We start from the raw sequence: 15,188 nt of genomic DNA, 5'->3' as shown, positions 1-15,188 counted from the left end.
CCGACGCGATGCGACAGATGACCGAGATCGATCTCGCTGGCTTCGTGCGGGCGTATCCATGGCCGCGCGGGGGAGTCATCTGCGATGTCGCAGGCGGGATCGGACACCTGCTCGCGGCGATCCTCGACCACCGGACCAATGCTCGCGGCATCCTCCTCGACTCCCCCGACGTCATCGAGCAGGCGGCGGGATACCTGCGCGAACGAGGGCTGGCAGATCGAATCGAGCGGCGCCCCGGCGACCTCTTCGGCGAGCTGAATGCCCGCGCGGACGTCTACACGATGAAGTGGATTCTGCACGACTGGGGCGACGACGCCTGCCGCGACATCCTCAAGCGAGTTCGCTCCACCATGCCGTCCGGTTCGAAGCTGGTCACGATCGATTGGCACCACGAAGCGGGCAGGCCGAACGCTTCGACCCCGGTAAGCGACATCCTCATGCTGGCCTGCTGCGAGGGCGGCCGCGAACGCTCGCCGCAGCAAGTACACGATCTGATGCGCGACGCCGGGCTCACACCCGGACGCGTCTGTCACAGCGGTCTGACGATGCTGGTCGAGGGCATCGCCCCGTAGGAAAGCCGGTGCGTCACTACGCACGCCACGCACGTAGCCCTGGCACGGACCCCCACACCTAGCAGACGGCTGATCTCCGACTTCGTCCGCAGGCATTTGTTAGACCTACTCGCACCCCATTAACACGCACCGTTACCAGCTCTTTACCTCGGCGGTACACCCCGACATGGAGTCCGCGCGAAGTGACGCGGCGAATCGACGCCTAAACGGTTGATTGCCCTCACGTGGTGCGTGCGATCAACCCGTTAACTACACGGCCCCTGACGACATCGGTGCCGCGCGCGCGACAACCGCGAGTCCAAGCAACGTAGGCCGGCCCGCGCCCATGGCGACGACGCCCGTCCACGGCGCCCCCGTCGAGCGTCCCCGGCTTCCCCGGGCCCGACCGCCCACATTTCGTCACAGTGACGTTTTGGAGCCATGTCGCTTACCCTCCAAAGATCCTCGCCCAGAGTGTGTTTCGAGTCTATGACGCGCAATCTGGCAGCGAAGCTGACTACCGTCAGGCGCATCGACCGCGCGCACTTCTCATGGATCGGTATGCGATGAAAAGCCGACCGCAATCCGCCTGAGCCGACGGTGCCGCCGCTCCCCACCTCCGGCGCGGGACCCTGCACTTTTCGTCACGTGACGTTTTGTGCCCTGTCCGCCACGCGAATGGTTCGTGGCAAATACCGGACAACCCGGTCGCCGTGCGGGATCGTTGTCACATGAGCCCCAAGGTTCCCTCTCCGAAAGAGATCAGAGAAGCCGCGCAGGCCGCTGCCGAGACCGCCCAGGCGGCCGCCACCGAAGCCATGCGCATCCCGCCGGCGTCGGTGAAGATGATGGCCCAAGTGCCCGACCTGATCGAGAACTTGGCCGCTGCGACCGAGCGCCTCAACGCGGCCATCGACCGCGCCGAACGCTATCTTGCACTCGCCGATCCGATGATCCGGACGATGGACGCCATCCTGCCGCAACTCGAGGCGCTGATTGCCACCGGCAACGACGTCTACACCGCGGTAGGCAGAATTCCAGGCGTCGCGACCGTGGGCCGCTTCGCATCGCGGACCTCCAGCCAGCAGTCAGACAAGAAACCTCCCGGCGGGCGGACCCGCAGGAAGCCCTGACTCCGAATCGTCACGTGATCATTCGTAGTTGACCTCACCCCGCGGGAACGGTCGACCCCGAAAGTCGATCTGCGCCGCCGGGTTCGCCACCGCGGTCACCATCCCGGACCCGAACGCGCCCCGCCGGTCGAACAGCGTCGCCGTACCGACGGAGATCCCGTCGGCGACCCAATGCGAGTCACCCTGAACGAGGATCCAGTCGTCGAACGGCAAGCGCGACAACGCCACTGTCAGGTCACCGTTGATGTATCCGATTCCATCGGTACCCAGGTTGGTCACCAGGCTGGTCGACTCGCCGATCGTCACCGCCCTGACGAACGGTGTGACCGGTTCGCCGGGAACGATATTGGCGCACGCGTGGAAGAAGCGTTTGCGAGACGTGTTCTGGTGGGCCTCCGGCGAACGCGTCCAACCGCCGTCGTCGCTGCCGATGAACGGCACCAGATCATCGTCCGGAGTGGGAAACTTCGGCAGGTTCACCGGAGCGATCCACTCCTCGCCGGGAGGCGCCGACGATCGCCGATATTGCACCAGCGTCGCACGCGCGACCGCCCGGCCGTCCTGCAGCACTTCGCATTCCGCATTACGCACCCGGCGGCCGTCCCGAATCACCCGTACTCCGACCGTGGTCGGCAGGTTTCGCGCCGCCCGGAACAGGTCCACGGTGATCCGCGTCGGCATGAACTCGGGCGAACCGCAATCCTTCTCGAGCGCCTGTGCCGCCAACCCGACGATGGCCGGCCCATTGAGGTGATCATCACCCCAGTGGCTCTGGGCAAATCTTGACGGCATGTACGCGCCGTCAGCAGTCGGCGTGAAATACGCGGCATCAGTGCTCATCTGCGGATCCTCGCACAGCGCTTCCAGCCCGCCTCAGCTAGGTGTTGCGACCGCCGTTGACACCGATGATCTGGCCCGTGATGTAACCGGCCTCCTCTGAAACGAGGAACGCGCACGTCGCCGCGATGTCCTCGGGTTTACCCATGCGGCGCACGGGGGTTGCGTCGATCGTCGCCTGAATATCACCGAGGTACCCTCGCCCCTCGGCCGCACGCAACATCGGCGTGTCGATGAAACCGGGTGGCACCGCGTTCACCGTGATGCCGGCGGGCCCGTATTCGAGCGCCAACGTCTTTGTCAGCCCGTTCACCGCCGATTTCGCCGCCACATAATGCGCCATGTAGGGCGCGCCGGAGTGCGTACTCGACGACGAGATGTTCACGATCCGACCCCAGCCGGCCTCCACCATGTCGGGCAGCACCGCCTGGACGCAGTGGAACACGCCGTTGAGGTTGACGTCAATGACGCGTTGCCACTTCTCGAACGTGATGTCACCGAACCGCGAGAACCCGTCCAGCCCTGCGGCATTGACCAGAATCGACACTGGCCCCAACTGGCCGCGGACGGCCGAGAACGCGGAATCGACCTGCCCGCGATCGGTGACGTCGGCGGTGAAGGCGGACTCGTCGTCATTGGGCGCCAGGTCGATGATGGCGACGTGGTAACCGTCGGCGCGCAGACGGTCCACGATCGCGCGGCCGATCCCCGAGCCGCCACCGGTGACGACAGCTGTCTTCATTCGCTTGTCCTTTCGTAAATCCCTGTCGCAGAGGTTGTTAGGTCGGTCGACGTGGCGCACGCAACCCCAAGGTCCGTCTGCCCGCATCTTTGAGATTTTCCGCAAGCGCGCGATCGTCGAACTTCACCCACGCCGGTCCCACCGCACCGGCCATGCCCGCGAAGACCATGGCCGCGCGAATCTCGCCCGCCGGTCCCGCCTCGACATCGGCCAGCAGGCGCAGTTGCCGCGTGATCAAATCGCGCCAGTCGCGATCCTGCTGCAGAGCGGTGGCGACGCTGGGATCCACCGCCAGCACGGCCACCAGTCCGCGGTTGCGCACCGCGAGGTCGGCGTAACCGCTGAGCATGTGTTCGGCCCTCGCGCGGGGCGTGCGCTGCGCCTCGGCGGCATCCACGATGACGCGCAACTGCGCGAACATCGGTTCCAGCACCGCGGCCAGCAACTGCTCGCGGGTCCGGAAGTGGTGATAGATCGCGGCTTTCGTGAACCCGAGTTCGTCGGCGATCATCTGCAGTGACGTGCCGGCGTAACTGTGCCGGGTGAAGAGCGCGACGGCGACGTCGATGAGACGCTGCCGAGTGCCGCTCGGCTCGACGTCGACCACCGCCATCCTGGCTCCTTTACGATCGGCAAGGAGCTTACTAGCCGATCGTAAAGCTATCCGTGCAGGGTCAGTGCACCGTCGGCAGCCATCTCGACGCGGGTGCCGAACGCCTCGCTCATCTTCTCCGCCGATGCTCGCAGCCACCCGGCATCCTCGGCAGTCGCCTTCTCCATCCGCATCCGCCGCATCCTCATCGGCACCATCTTGAGTTCGGTCAGGCAGCCACCGATGCGCTCGATCGATGCGAAGTACAACAGGCGCAGCTCGTGGCGAAACGCCTCGTATCCGGCGATGCCCTCGTAGTCGTCGACCGTGTCCCCGCAGCCGTAGAGGATCAGCTTGCCGCGGTACACCTCGATGGGACGCGGGTGGTGCGATGAGTGCCCGTGCACCACATCGACACCTTCGTCGATCAGCCGGTGCGCGAAGCGGATCTGCCCGGCCCCGACGTCATATCCCCAATTCGACCCCCAGTGCACCGACAGGATCGCGACGTCGCCCGACCGCTTGTCGGCGACCAGGCGGCCCGCGATCGTCGTGGCGGTGGCATTTGAGAGATCGTCGATCAGCGCGACACCCGGCCGACCGGACGCGGCGGCCCACGAGCGTGGGATGCCGCTCGACGGCGAACCCACAGACGCGATCACCGCATGTCCTCCACCCGGCAGAGGCACCCTTACCGGCCGGTGAGTGTCGCCCCCTTCCAAACCCGCTCCCGCACAACGTATCCCCGCCGCCGAAAGTACGCGCAGAGTCTCGATGAGACCGCGACGGCCGAAGTCGAGGACATGGTTGTTCGCCAAGGCGCACACGTCCGGGCCGACCGCGTTCAGGCACCCCACATTGTCCGGATGCATCCGGTAGTGCACCGCTTTACCGGCAGCGAACTCGCGGCATGTCGTGACGCTTGTCTCGAGATTGATCAGCCGAACGTCGGGTTTCAGTTCGTCGAGCACCGCGAGGGCTTCGCCCCACGGCCAGTCGGAATCGACCGGCGCTGGAATACGACCGCCGGCCCGCTCGGCAAGCTTGACGTACGTGCGCGCATCCGATATCACCGATTCCCGCAATTCGGGATCACCGGGATGCGGAAGTATCTGATCGACGCCGCGACCTGTCATCACGTCGCCGGTGAGGAAAACGACGGCGCCGCGACCCGCGTTCGCTGACACCTCTCCAGTGTCCCTCGACGCGCACCGCCCGGATTCTACGGACGCACCGCCTGCACCGCCCACACCTCACGCCGTCCCGCCTTGTGGCCGCTGACCGTCACGTCAGTGAAACCCGCCGAGCGGCACAGCGCGGCGAACGACTCGGCTTGCCGGCGCGTCCAGCCGTGACTGGCCAGCCCCGCCGCATCGGGAGTCGTCTGACGTTCCATCGCGAGCAGGCGCGCGCCCGGGGCGAGCAATCGGTGCGCTTCGGCGATTCCCTTGTCGACGTCCTGCCAGTGATGCACGGTCGCCAATGACCACAGCACCGTCGCCGACCCATCCGGCAGCGGCACCTGCTCGGCCGTCCCCGTCGTCCACGCGATGTCACCGCGGCGGGTGAACGCGCGGGCGAGCCGAAGCATCACCGGCGCGGGATCCACACCCGTCACCGACGCACCACGGCGCGCTGCCTCCCGGACGGCCCCGCCCGGGCCGCACCCGATGTCGACGACCTTGTCCTCGCCCGTCACCGCCACCAGATCTGCCGCCAGGCGTGCGCTCGCGCGGCCCATCAGCAGCAGGGCCAGCCCGACGCACACGCCCATCGCGCCGGAAAATCCGGGATGGTCGGCGTGATGGTTGACCGGTAACTCGTTCGGTGATCCCATGCATACGAGCTTGCCGCGCCGCATCGGCTCACAGTCAAGTGCCAGATAGCGGCCGGCGTTTGTGGGTAGTCCGGGAGGACCATCCGGGAGGGACCCACTCATGACCGAGTTGAAGTACCTGGAACTGCACGGCGACCGCGTGGCCTACCGAGACGTCGGCGGTGGTCAGGACGTGCTCCTGCTGATCCACGGGATGGCGGGCAGCTCCGAGACCTGGCGGGCTGTCATCCCGCAGCTTTCGCGGCGGTACCGGGTGATCGCTCCCGACCTGTTGGGCCACGGCAAGTCGGACAAGCCGCGCGGCGACTACTCGCTGGGCGCATTCGCGGTGTGGCTGCGCGATCTCCTCGATGAGTTGGGAGTGTCTCGCGCCACGATCGTCGGCCAGTCGCTCGGCGGGGGTGTCGCCATGCAGTTCGTGTATCAACATCCCGACTACTGCCAGCGCCTCGTCCTGATCAGCAGCGGCGGCCTCGGGCCCGACGTCGGGCTGACACTTCGACTCTTGTCGGCACCCGGAGCCGAGTTCATCCTGCCCGCCATCGCCCCGCCGCCCGTTCTCAAGGTCGGCAACAAGCTGCGCGGTTGGTTCCGCTCGGCCGGCATCCAGTCGCCCCGCGGGGCCGAAATGTGGAGTGCCTATTCGTCGTTGGCGGACCGCCAGACCCGCCAGGCCTTCCTGCGCACGCTGCGGTCGGTCGTCGACTATCGCGGCCAGGCGGTCAGCGCGCTGAACCGCCTGCACGTGACCACCGAGCTGCCGGTCATGGCGATCTGGGGCGACGAGGACCGCATCATCCCGGTCGCCCACGCATACGCGGCGCTCGAGGCGCGCCCGGAATGCCGGCTCGAAGTGCTCGAGGGCGTCGGGCACTTCGCCCATGTCGAGCGACCATCCGACGTCGTGGACCTGATCGACGACTTCATCAACACGACCGGTCGACCGGCCGAGCAACCGGTCACCCATCCCGATCCCTAGCGGCTCGACGGTTCGCACCACCTGGTGCGGTCAGCGACAGGCGGACGGACATAATCGACGAAACGGAGGTTGTCTAAGGATCGGAGTGGCTGTGGTCGAGACCAGCGCGTCGCAGTCGCCCGTGATCGGTCGCGAGCGCTCCCCTGGCCTGCTCATCGCCGGGTTGTCCGTCGTCGTCCTCACCGTCGCCGTCCTGCAGACCGCCGTCGTGCCGGTGCTCGGCATCATCGCCAACCAACTCCACGCCTCGATCGTCGGCGTGAGTTGGGCGGTCACCGCCAACCTGCTCGCCGCAGTCGCGGCCACGCCGCTGCTCGGCCGCCTCGCGGACCTCCACAGCAAGCACCGGGTGCTGCTCGGCGTGCTCGTCGTAGTGCTGGCCGGATCGTTGATAGCGGCCCTCACGTCGTCGCTGCAATTGCTGATCATCGCCCGCGTGCTCCAGGCCGCCTCCTACGCGCTCTACCCCATCAGCATCGCGATCCTGCGCGAGGAACTGTCCGAGGAGCGTCTGATGTCGGCGATGGCCGTGCTGTCCGGGACGCTGGGTTTCGGCGGCGGGACCGGACTCGTCGTGGTGGGGCTGTTGATGAACGGGGACGCCGGCTATCACCGCGTCTTCTGGCTGACGACGGCGTTCACCGTCGGCGTGATCGCCATCGTGCTGTTCGTGGTGCCTCGACGACCGCACGACGTCGCCGGATCGATCGACTGGCTCGGCGCGACCGGGTTGGCGGTGGGGTTATCGGCCCTCCTGCTCGCGATCACGCAAGGCCAAACGTGGGGATGGGTATCGCCTGCGACCCTCGGCTGCATCGTCGGCGGTGTGGCGGTGCTGGCCGGCTGGTGGTGGTGGGAGCGCAACACCCGTCGACCGTTGGTGTCGACGGCGATGCTCACCCGCCGGCCGATCCTGCTCACCAACATCGCGACCATCTTCGTCGGCATGGGCCTGTACTTCGCGTTCCTCGGGTTGACGCTCTTCGTCCAAATCCCGCGTGAGGCAGCCGGTTACGGCTTCGGCGCGACGGTGCTGGAAGCGAGCGTGGTGTATCTGCTGCCGGGTGCGTTCACGGGCTTTGTCGTCGCGCTGATCAGCGGGCGGTTCATCGACCGGTTCGGCGCACGGCCGGTGCTCGTGGTCGCGGCGCTCGCCGGTATCGCCGGATTCCTGTTCATCGCGTTGGTGCACTCGTACACCTGGCAGATCATCGTCGCGAGCATCCTCGCCAACGCCTACATCAGTCTCGGTTACGGCGCCCTGCCGGCGCTCGTCGTCAGCGAGGTCGACGCCGGCGAGACGGGCGTGGCCACGAGCATGAACGCGATCGCGCGCACGATCGGCAGTTCGATCGCGGCAGCCGTGGTCGCCATGCTGCTCAGCCGGTCGGTGCCGGGAGCGGGGGTGCCGATGGAGAGCAGCTTCCTCGCGATCTTCCTCGGCGGCGCGATCACCTCGACGCTCGCGCTGGTGTTGATCGCCGTGTCGCGTCCGTCGTCGCGGTCAGCAGATTCCACGGAGGCACGCTACGAAACGCGTGCCATGAACCACGAGTGGGGCTAAGAACGCTCGGTCAGCGCAGCGAGGCGAGGTTGGACACCGACTTGCGCACGTCGGATTCGATCACCTTGGCCACCAGGTTGCCGACCCGCGTGTTCAGCAGGCCGCCGGACAGATCGGCGACCACCTGGAACGTCGACCCCGGTTGGTCGTCGCGGACGCACAGCGTCAACCCGATGCGGATACCCGGCCTGCCCCTGCCGACCATCTCCACGACCTTCGGCTCGTCGTAGCGCTTGACCTGCCAGTGGATGGTGTTGCGGAATCCCTTGACCTTGATCAGCGACGACACGCAGGTGCCGACCTCGATGTTGTCGGGCACCTCGCTGCGCCACCCGCCGAAGATCGTCAGCCACTCGTCGAACCTGCTCAGGTCCGACGCCAACTCCCACGCCTTGTGGGGGCTGAGATCCGACGACACCGAAACGTCCACTGCTGCCATGCCTAGTGCCTTACCCGGCGAAGCCGGGCAGGTAAACGGCGTTTCACCCGATCGGGCCTGCTCCGGCTGCGAAACTGAGCGGGAGAACCCCTCGAGCGTCGGCGCCGGCTGCGGCAGCCGACCGGATTCCGACGGTTCGAACGCAGCGAATTTGGTGCCCGCGATCACACCAGACAAAGGATTCCATTGTGAATATGTAAATTCCGTGCGGAATCGCTTGCGAGGGACCGCGTGATCCGCGATTGTTTACCCACAGCTGGGGGGCAGCCTGTAGGAGGATCCGCACTGACCGGCTCACACACCACCGCCGTCGACCAATCTTCGGGACACCACGAGGCGACCCGCCCGAGCGGGGCCCCGGTCATCGAGATCGACCACGTCACGAAACGCTTCGGTGACTATGTCGCCGTCGCCGAGGCGGACTTCTCGATCGCCTCGGGTGAATTCTTCTCGATGCTGGGTCCGTCCGGCTGCGGTAAGACCACGACCCTGCGCATGATCGCGGGGTTCGAAACCCCGACCGACGGCGCGATCCGGCTCGAGGGCGTCGACGTTTCGAAGGTTCCGCCGCACAAACGCAACGTCAACACGGTGTTCCAGCACTACGCCCTGTTCCCGCACATGTCGGTGTGGGACAACGTGGCCTACGGTCCACGCAGCAAGAAGCTGGCCAAGGGTGAGATCCGCAAGCGGGTCGACGAACTCCTCGAGATCGTCCGGCTGACCGACTTCGCCGACCGGCGCCCGGGCCAGCTGTCCGGAGGGCAGCAACAACGCGTCGCGCTGGCCCGCGCACTGGTGAACTACCCCAGCGCGCTGTTGCTCGACGAACCGCTCGGCGCCCTCGACCTCAAGCTGCGCCAGGTGATGCAGTTCGAGCTCAAGCGCATCCAGCGCGAGGTGGGGATCACGTTCATCTACGTAACCCACGACCAGGAAGAAGCGCTGACGATGAGTGATCGCATCGCGGTCATGAACGCCGGCAACGTCGACCAGATCGGCACGCCCACCGAGATCTACGACCGGCCCGCCACCGTGTTCGTCGCGAGCTTCATCGGGCAGGCCAACCTGTGGGCGGGTCGCCAGACCGGCCGGGCAAACAGCGATTACGTCGAGATCGAGGTGCTGGGCTCGACGCTCAAGGCGCGTCCGGGCGAGACCACGATCGAACCCGGCGGTCACGCGACGCTGATGGTGCGCCCGGAACGGATCCGCGTGTGCATGGACGCCCCTACCGGTGACGTCGCCGGTGTGCGTGCGACGGTCACCGACCTGACCTTCCAGGGTCCGGTGGTGCGGTTGTCGCTGGCCGCGCCGGACGATTCGACGATCGTCGCCCACATCGGACCCGAGGAGGATCTGCCGATGCTGCGGCCCGGCGACGATGTTCATGTCTGCTGGACGCCGGACGCCTCGCTCGTGCTGCCGGCCGCCGACATCCCGACCGCCGAGGATCTCGAGGAGATGCTCGACGATTCCTGATCGTCACGTGGCGCACCGACACCGCCCCGAGCGGCGCCCTCGAAAGCTGTCGGCCCCTCCCCTCCCTCCGACGAAAGGCACAGTCGCCATGCCCTACGAGATGGACCCCCGCCTGGCCCGTTTTGCCACCAACCGCACGTCGCGCCGCCGCTTCATCGGCGGAGGCGCCGCCGCGGCCGCCGCAATGGTTCTCGGCCCGTCGTTCCTCGCGGCCTGCGGTTCGGACAGCGGCACATCCGGGACCACCACGCAGGAGGGCGGACCCGCGAGCGGGACCCTGCGGATCTCGAACTGGCCGCTGTACATGGCCGACGGGTTCATCGCCGCGTTCCAGCAGGCGTCGGGTATCACCGTCGACTACAAGGAAGACTTCAACGACAACGAGGAATGGTTCGCCAAGGTCAAGGAACCGTTATCGCGCAAGCAGGACATCGGCACCGACCTCGTGGTGCCCACCGCGTTCATGGCGTCCCAGATCCGATCGCTCAACTGGGTCAACGACTTCAGCGAGAACGGCATCCCGAACAAGAAGAACCTGCGCCCAGATCTGCTCGACGCGCAGATGGACCCGGGCCGCAAGTGGAGCGCCCCGTACATGACCGGCATGGTCGGCCTCGCGTTCAACCGCGCGGCCACCGGTCGCGACATCACCAAGATCGACGACCTGTGGGATCCGGCGTTCAAGGGTCGCGTCAGCTTGCTCTCCGACTTCCAGGACGGCTTGGGCATGATCATGCAGTCGCAGGGCGGCGACCCGGCCTCGCCCAACACCGAAACGGTCCGCAAGGCGGTCAATCTGGTCCGCGAGCAGAACGACAAGGGACAGATCCGCCGGTTCACCGGAAACGACTACGCCGACGACCTGGCGGCGGGCAATGTCGTGATCGCGCAGGCCTATTCGGGCGACGTCGTGCAGCTGCAGGCCGACAACCCGGACCTGCAGTTCGTGGTCCCGGAGTCCGGTGGCACCGACTTCCTCGACACCATGGTGATCCCGTACACGACGCAGAACCAGAAGGCCGCCGAGGCGTGGATCGATTACGTCTACGACCGGGCCAACTACGCCAAGCTCATCGCGTTCACACAATTCGTGCCGGTGCTCTCGGACATGACCGCCGAGCTCGACCAGATCGACCCCAACCTGGCCAAGAACGAGCTGATCAATCCTCCGCAGTCCACCCTCGACCGCGTCAAGGCGTGGGCTCCGCTCAAGGACGAGCAGAAGCAGGAGTACGCCTCGATGTACGCCGAAATCACCGGCGGTTGATGAATGGCAGGCGTCGCCAGTAGCGGCCGGCAACGCAGCAGGATCGCCCCGTATCTGATGATCCTGCCAGCGATGGTGTACCTCGCGGTGTTCTTCGTCGTTCCGTTCGTCTCCCTGGCGCGGATGTCACTGTCGACGACCAGCGGGTCGATTTTCCTTCCCACGCTGACGTTTTCGTGGGACTTCGCGAACTACGGCGAGGCGTTCAGCAAGTATCACGAACAGATACTGCGGTCGTTCGGCTACGCCACCACAGCGACGGTGCTGAGCATCCTTCTCTCGTTCCCGTTGGCGTACGTGATCGCTTTCAAGGCAGGCCGGTTCAAGAATCTGATCCTGGGCTTGGTGATCCTGCCGTTCTTCGTGACGTTCCTGATCCGCACCATCGCGTGGAAGACCATTCTCGCCGACAACGGTTGGGTGGTCGACGCGCTGGACGCCATCGGGCTGCTGCCCGCCGACGGGCGGTTGCTGTCGACCAGCTGGGCCGTCATCGGCGGACTCACCTACAACTGGATCATCTTCATGATCCTGCCGCTGTACGTCAGCCTGGAGAAGATCGACCCGCGGTTGATCGAGGCGAGCAAGGACCTCTACTCGTCGAACACCCGCAGCTTCACCAAAGTCATCCTGCCGCTGTCACTTCCGGGCCTGCTGGCCGGAAGCCTGCTGGTCTTCATCCCGGCGGCGGGCGACTTCATCAACGCCGAATACCTTGGCAGCACGCAGACCGCGATGATCGGCAACGTGATCCAGCAGCAGTTCCTGGTCGTCAAGGACTATCCCGCCGCAGCGGTGCTGAGCATGGTGCTGGTGGGCATCATCCTGGTCGGCGTCCTGCTCTACACGCGGGCATTGGGCACGGAGGAACTCGTATGACCGTGCAGGCGATGGAAGCCGCGACCAGTCCGGCCCCGGCCGGTCGGGTGAAGGGTTCGCCGAAGTGGGGCGATTGGCTGCTACGTATCGTCGCGGGCCTGGTGCTGCTGTATCTGTTCCTGCCCATCTTCGTGATCGTGTTGTTCTCGTTCAACGATCCGAAGGGCAAGTTCAACTACAGCTGGCAGGGCTTCACCCTGGAAAACTGGGCCGATCCGTTCAAGTACCCGGCGCTGACCGAGGCCCTGAAGCTGAGCATCAACGTCGCGGCGGTCTCCACCGCCATCGCGCTGGTGCTGGGCACACTGGTGGCCATAGCCCTTGTGCGCCAACGGTGGCGGGGACAGCGCGCGGTCGACACGTTCTTGGTTCTGCCGCTGACGGCACCCGAGGTGGTCATGGGCGCCGCGCTGCTGGTGTTGTTCCTCGACCTGGGCTGGGCCACTGGCTATACGACGATCGTGTTGGCGCACATCGCGTTCGAGGTCAGCTTCATCGCGATGACCGTGCGCGCCCGGGTGCGCGGTTTCGACTGGACGCTCGAGGATGCGTCGATGGATCTGGGCGCCAGCCCCACACGCACGTTCTTCCGGGTGACGCTTCCGTTGATCGTTCCGGGGATCGTCGCGGCGGGCATGCTGTCGTTCGCGTTGTCGCTCGACGACTTCATCATCACCTACTTCGTCAGCGGTTCGACGGTGACGTATCCGCTGTATGTCAACGCCGCGGTCAAAGCCGCGGTGCCGCCGCAGATCAACGTCCTCGCGACGGCGATCCTGGTGATCAGCCTCATCCTGCTGGCCCTCGGAACGCTCTACCGGCGCAAGCGGATCGACGTCTAGCTACACACCGACCTCGGCGGGCACCGCGGGCTGGCGCGCGCCGCTGCGGGCGGCACCCATTCCGGCGGCCACGACGAAGCACATGCCGAGCACGCCGAGCGCCTCGGGGACCTGACGCAGGATGACGAGGCCGACGATCATCGCGAAGCCCGGTTCGAGCGCCATCAGCGTGCCGAACGCCGCGGTGGTGAGCCGTCGCAACGCCAGCAACTCCAACGCGAACGGCACGACGGGCAACAGGATCGCCAGGCCGATCCCGATCAGCAGGATGTCGACCGAGAGCCGCGGCAACACGAGGTGCCCGACGGCCAGCGTGGCCACGATGCCCGCAACCGGCATCGACACGGCGAGCCCGTTCATGCCCGACACCTCGTCCCCCACCCGCTGGGTCAGCAGGATGTAGCCGGCCCAGCAGACCGCGGAGGCCAGCGCGAACAGCACGCCGACACCGTCGACGTGCCCCGCCCACGGCTGAGTGAGCAGGATGACCCCAACGGCGGCGAAGCCCGGCCAGAGCACGCGACCGCGCCCCGTACCGTGCATCACCGCCACACCCAACGGGCCGAGGAATTCGATCGCGCTGGCGGTGCCCAACGGGATGCGGGCCAGTGCGGCCATGAAGAGCAAGGTGATGCCCGCGGTCACCACGCCGAGCACCACACACATCCGAAAGCTCGCCCGGGTGAAGGCTTTTGGGCGCGGCCGGACGATCAGGAGCATGAGCACACCCGCCCAGGCCAGGCGCAGCCACGCCGCACCTTCGGCGCCGATGCGGTCGATCAGCGTGACGGCGATCGCCGCGCCGGTCTGCACACACAGCATCGACGCGACCGCCATCAGGGCACCGATGCGTGCGTGGCCCGTCATTAGTGCATTGAACGGGATGCCGACCGGATCCGTCCACGGGATTTTCGTGGCTGCAGGCTAAAGGCGAGCGAGGCTGAACGGGTAGGTGAAGGTCCCGCCCGGAGCTCCGTCGCAGCCGGTCGCGAACGACGATTCGAGGGTGCCCGACCGAGTCGCCGCATCCCACGAATAGACATCCCGGGTCGGGATCACCGGACCGTAGTAGACGTTGCCGCACCGCAGCCCGTCCGGAACGTCGACGGTCAGCGTGTACCGGCCATCGGCGAGGTATGCATCACCGCGGTAGGCAAACGCTTTCGCGATGGGCTGCGGGGTCGCCTGGATGTGCACGCAGTCGCCGGGGCAGCGCGAGATGGCCCACAGCCACGTGTGGAAGTCGTAGCGCCCGTCGATCACGAGATGGAAGTTGCCGTAGACGGTCTCGGCGTGGGCGGGCCCCGGGGCGAACAACGCCGCGATGGCCAGCGTCACACCGATCAATGCGGAGGCGACGGAACGGCGTCGGACAGGCACGGTGTCCTTGATACGTCATGTCGACGACGACCGACGGCGGTGGTGCCGCTCAGCGGGATCACCTGTTCCACTGAGCGGACGCGGATCGTCCTGCGCGCCGGAACCGGCCTAGGTTGATCATTCGTCACGATCGGTGAAGGAGACGGCGATGCGGATGACCGGTGTCGCGGTGGGTGTCGTCGCTGCTGCCGTGACGGGCATCGGCTTGGCCAGCGAAGCCGAGGCCACCGACAACGAGTGGGGCCTCAACGGCCGCTACACCGCCACCTCGAACGGCGAATTCGCCAAGACCAACGACAGGTTCCGCGACGAGGCCAGCCTGCGCAGCACCTGGACGATCACTACGACGTGCAGCTATCCGACCGAATGCACCGGCACGGTCGTCAGCGACTTCGGTTGGACCGCCCCGATCTACAAGACGGGTGGCGTCTGGTACGTCAAGCACACGGTGGAGGACTGGATTCCGTGTCCCGATGGCACGGCGGCCCCCGGTCTTCAGGTGTTCCGGTTCGTCCCCGTCAATGAGGACGGCAGCCTGACCGACCCCGCATCGACGACGCTGGCGGGCGAAGACCAGACCACCGGCCCGAGCGGCGCGTGCGGCGTCAGCAAGCCGGTCTTCATCAACATGCCGTTCAAGCTCGTCAAAAACGACGCCTGACCC

17 protein-coding genes are annotated in these 15,188 nt (G+C 66.3%); 9 read left to right on the top strand and 8 right to left on the bottom strand.

Annotation, left to right across the window (positions count from 1 at the left end; translation table 11 throughout):
- A partial coding sequence (locus tag A5650_RS22315) for a methyltransferase (protein ID WP_286150391.1) occupies positions 1-572 on the top strand: 572 nt, incomplete at its 5' end.
- 710 nt (positions 573-1,282) lie between these two features.
- On the top strand, positions 1,283-1,684 hold the full coding sequence (locus A5650_RS22310; RefSeq protein WP_067296922.1) for a hypothetical protein: 402 nt from the start codon (positions 1,283-1,285) through the stop codon (positions 1,682-1,684).
- 18 nt (positions 1,685-1,702) lie between these two features.
- Here the strand turns inward: A5650_RS22310 and A5650_RS22305 are convergent, their stop codons facing one another.
- Genes A5650_RS22305 through A5650_RS22285 form a run of 5 tightly spaced genes read right to left on the bottom strand, consistent with a single transcriptional unit; the run spans position 1,703 to position 5,692 of the window.
- Positions 1,703-2,524 carry an acyl-CoA thioesterase domain-containing protein gene (locus A5650_RS22305; protein WP_067296917.1) on the bottom strand — a complete coding sequence of 274 codons (822 nt, stop codon included), beginning with the start codon at positions 2,522-2,524 and terminating at the stop codon, positions 1,703-1,705.
- Between the two features lie 37 nt (positions 2,525-2,561).
- Positions 2,562-3,263, bottom strand: a complete 702-nt coding sequence (locus A5650_RS22300) for an SDR family NAD(P)-dependent oxidoreductase (protein WP_067296913.1) — start codon at positions 3,261-3,263, stop codon at positions 2,562-2,564.
- A gap of 37 nt (positions 3,264-3,300) precedes the next feature.
- Positions 3,301-3,876 (bottom strand): TetR/AcrR family transcriptional regulator, encoded by a 576-nt coding sequence (locus A5650_RS22295; protein WP_067296908.1) that lies wholly within the window; start codon positions 3,874-3,876, stop codon positions 3,301-3,303.
- 47 nt (positions 3,877-3,923) lie between these two features.
- Positions 3,924-5,042 carry a CapA family protein gene (locus A5650_RS22290; RefSeq protein ID WP_286150390.1) on the bottom strand — a complete coding sequence of 373 codons (1,119 nt, stop codon included), beginning with the start codon at positions 5,040-5,042 and terminating at the stop codon, positions 3,924-3,926.
- Between the two features lie 35 nt (positions 5,043-5,077).
- Positions 5,078-5,692 (bottom strand): class I SAM-dependent methyltransferase, encoded by a 615-nt coding sequence (locus A5650_RS22285; protein WP_067296904.1) that lies wholly within the window; start codon positions 5,690-5,692, stop codon positions 5,078-5,080.
- A 100-nt stretch (positions 5,693-5,792) separates the two neighbouring features.
- On the opposite strand from A5650_RS22285, the gene A5650_RS22280 reads away from it, so the two are divergent.
- Together A5650_RS22280 and A5650_RS22275 are read left to right on the top strand one after the other, a co-directional pair.
- Positions 5,793-6,671, top strand: a complete 879-nt coding sequence (locus tag A5650_RS22280) for an alpha/beta fold hydrolase (protein ID WP_067296901.1) — start codon at positions 5,793-5,795, stop codon at positions 6,669-6,671.
- Positions 6,672-6,762: 91 nt separating this feature from the next.
- Positions 6,763-8,235: an MFS transporter gene (locus tag A5650_RS22275; protein WP_067296897.1), complete on the top strand. Its 1,473-nt coding sequence runs from the start codon at positions 6,763-6,765 to the stop codon at positions 8,233-8,235.
- A gap of 10 nt (positions 8,236-8,245) precedes the next feature.
- Here the strand turns inward: A5650_RS22275 and A5650_RS22270 are convergent, their stop codons facing one another.
- The gene (locus A5650_RS22270; RefSeq protein ID WP_067296950.1) at positions 8,246-8,674 is read right to left on the bottom strand and encodes a type II toxin-antitoxin system Rv0910 family toxin; all 429 of its coding nucleotides are present in this window, start codon (positions 8,672-8,674) and stop codon (positions 8,246-8,248) included.
- 285 nt (positions 8,675-8,959) lie between these two features.
- On the opposite strand from A5650_RS22270, the gene A5650_RS22265 reads away from it, so the two are divergent.
- The 4 genes from A5650_RS22265 to A5650_RS22250 all read left to right on the top strand — a co-directional run bounded on the left by A5650_RS22265 (position 8,960) and on the right by A5650_RS22250 (position 13,144).
- On the top strand, positions 8,960-10,156 hold the full coding sequence (locus A5650_RS22265) for an ABC transporter ATP-binding protein (RefSeq protein WP_502687091.1): 1,197 nt from the start codon (positions 8,960-8,962) through the stop codon (positions 10,154-10,156).
- An 88-nt stretch (positions 10,157-10,244) separates the two neighbouring features.
- A complete protein-coding gene (locus A5650_RS22260; RefSeq protein ID WP_067296894.1) occupies positions 10,245-11,423 on the top strand; it encodes a polyamine ABC transporter substrate-binding protein in 1,179 nt (392 codons plus the stop codon).
- A 3-nt stretch (positions 11,424-11,426) separates the two neighbouring features.
- Complete coding sequence (locus A5650_RS22255; protein ID WP_067296890.1) at positions 11,427-12,302, top strand: ABC transporter permease; 876 nt, start codon at positions 11,427-11,429, stop codon at positions 12,300-12,302.
- Entirely contained in the window at positions 12,299-13,144 is an 846-nt protein-coding gene (locus A5650_RS22250) for an ABC transporter permease (protein WP_067296886.1), read from the top strand. The genes A5650_RS22255 and A5650_RS22250 overlap by 4 nt, the downstream gene beginning before the upstream one ends.
- Here A5650_RS22250 and A5650_RS22245 read toward each other — a convergent pair whose 3' ends face one another.
- Both A5650_RS22245 and A5650_RS22240 read right to left on the bottom strand, forming a co-directional pair.
- A complete protein-coding gene (locus tag A5650_RS22245) occupies positions 13,145-14,011 on the bottom strand; it encodes an EamA family transporter (protein ID WP_067296882.1) in 867 nt (288 codons plus the stop codon).
- 57 nt (positions 14,012-14,068) lie between these two features.
- Complete coding sequence (locus A5650_RS22240; protein ID WP_067296878.1) at positions 14,069-14,491, bottom strand: hypothetical protein; 423 nt, start codon at positions 14,489-14,491, stop codon at positions 14,069-14,071.
- A 181-nt stretch (positions 14,492-14,672) separates the two neighbouring features.
- Between A5650_RS22240 and A5650_RS22235 the strand changes: the two genes are divergently transcribed.
- The gene (locus A5650_RS22235; RefSeq protein WP_067296945.1) at positions 14,673-15,185 is read left to right on the top strand and encodes an Rv2253/PknI dimerization domain-containing protein; all 513 of its coding nucleotides are present in this window, start codon (positions 14,673-14,675) and stop codon (positions 15,183-15,185) included.
- Positions 15,186-15,188: the final 3 nt, after the last annotated feature.

Origin of the sequence: Mycobacterium sp. 1164985.4 (genome assembly GCF_001668575.1) — a bacterium.
In the GTDB taxonomy this organism is placed as follows: domain Bacteria; phylum Actinomycetota; class Actinomycetes; order Mycobacteriales; family Mycobacteriaceae; genus Mycobacterium.
This window is presented reverse-complemented; position numbering and strand designations above follow the sequence as displayed.

What these genes read in the sequence shown, in the direction of transcription:
- A5650_RS22250 (WP_067296886.1), top strand. Translation starts at nt 12,299, where the DNA reads ATGACCGTGCAGGCGATGGAAGCCGCGACCAGTCCGGCCCCGGCCGGT.
- A5650_RS22245 (WP_067296882.1), bottom strand. Translation starts at nt 14,011, where the DNA reads ATGACGGGCCACGCACGCATCGGTGCCCTGATGGCGGTCGCGTCGATG.
- A5650_RS22280 (WP_067296901.1), top strand. Translation starts at nt 5,793, where the DNA reads ATGACCGAGTTGAAGTACCTGGAACTGCACGGCGACCGCGTGGCCTAC.
- A5650_RS22300 (WP_067296913.1), bottom strand. Translation starts at nt 3,263, where the DNA reads ATGAAGACAGCTGTCGTCACCGGTGGCGGCTCGGGGATCGGCCGCGCG.
- A5650_RS22235 (WP_067296945.1), top strand. Translation starts at nt 14,673, where the DNA reads ATGCGGATGACCGGTGTCGCGGTGGGTGTCGTCGCTGCTGCCGTGACG.
- A5650_RS22255 (WP_067296890.1), top strand. Translation starts at nt 11,427, where the DNA reads ATGGCAGGCGTCGCCAGTAGCGGCCGGCAACGCAGCAGGATCGCCCCG.
- A5650_RS22310 (WP_067296922.1), top strand. Translation starts at nt 1,283, where the DNA reads ATGAGCCCCAAGGTTCCCTCTCCGAAAGAGATCAGAGAAGCCGCGCAG.
- A5650_RS22305 (WP_067296917.1), bottom strand. Translation starts at nt 2,524, where the DNA reads ATGAGCACTGATGCCGCGTATTTCACGCCGACTGCTGACGGCGCGTAC.
- A5650_RS22270 (WP_067296950.1), bottom strand. Translation starts at nt 8,674, where the DNA reads ATGGCAGCAGTGGACGTTTCGGTGTCGTCGGATCTCAGCCCCCACAAG.
- A5650_RS22285 (WP_067296904.1), bottom strand. Translation starts at nt 5,692, where the DNA reads ATGGGATCACCGAACGAGTTACCGGTCAACCATCACGCCGACCATCCC.
- A5650_RS22260 (WP_067296894.1), top strand. Translation starts at nt 10,245, where the DNA reads ATGCCCTACGAGATGGACCCCCGCCTGGCCCGTTTTGCCACCAACCGC.
- A5650_RS22295 (WP_067296908.1), bottom strand. Translation starts at nt 3,876, where the DNA reads ATGGCGGTGGTCGACGTCGAGCCGAGCGGCACTCGGCAGCGTCTCATC.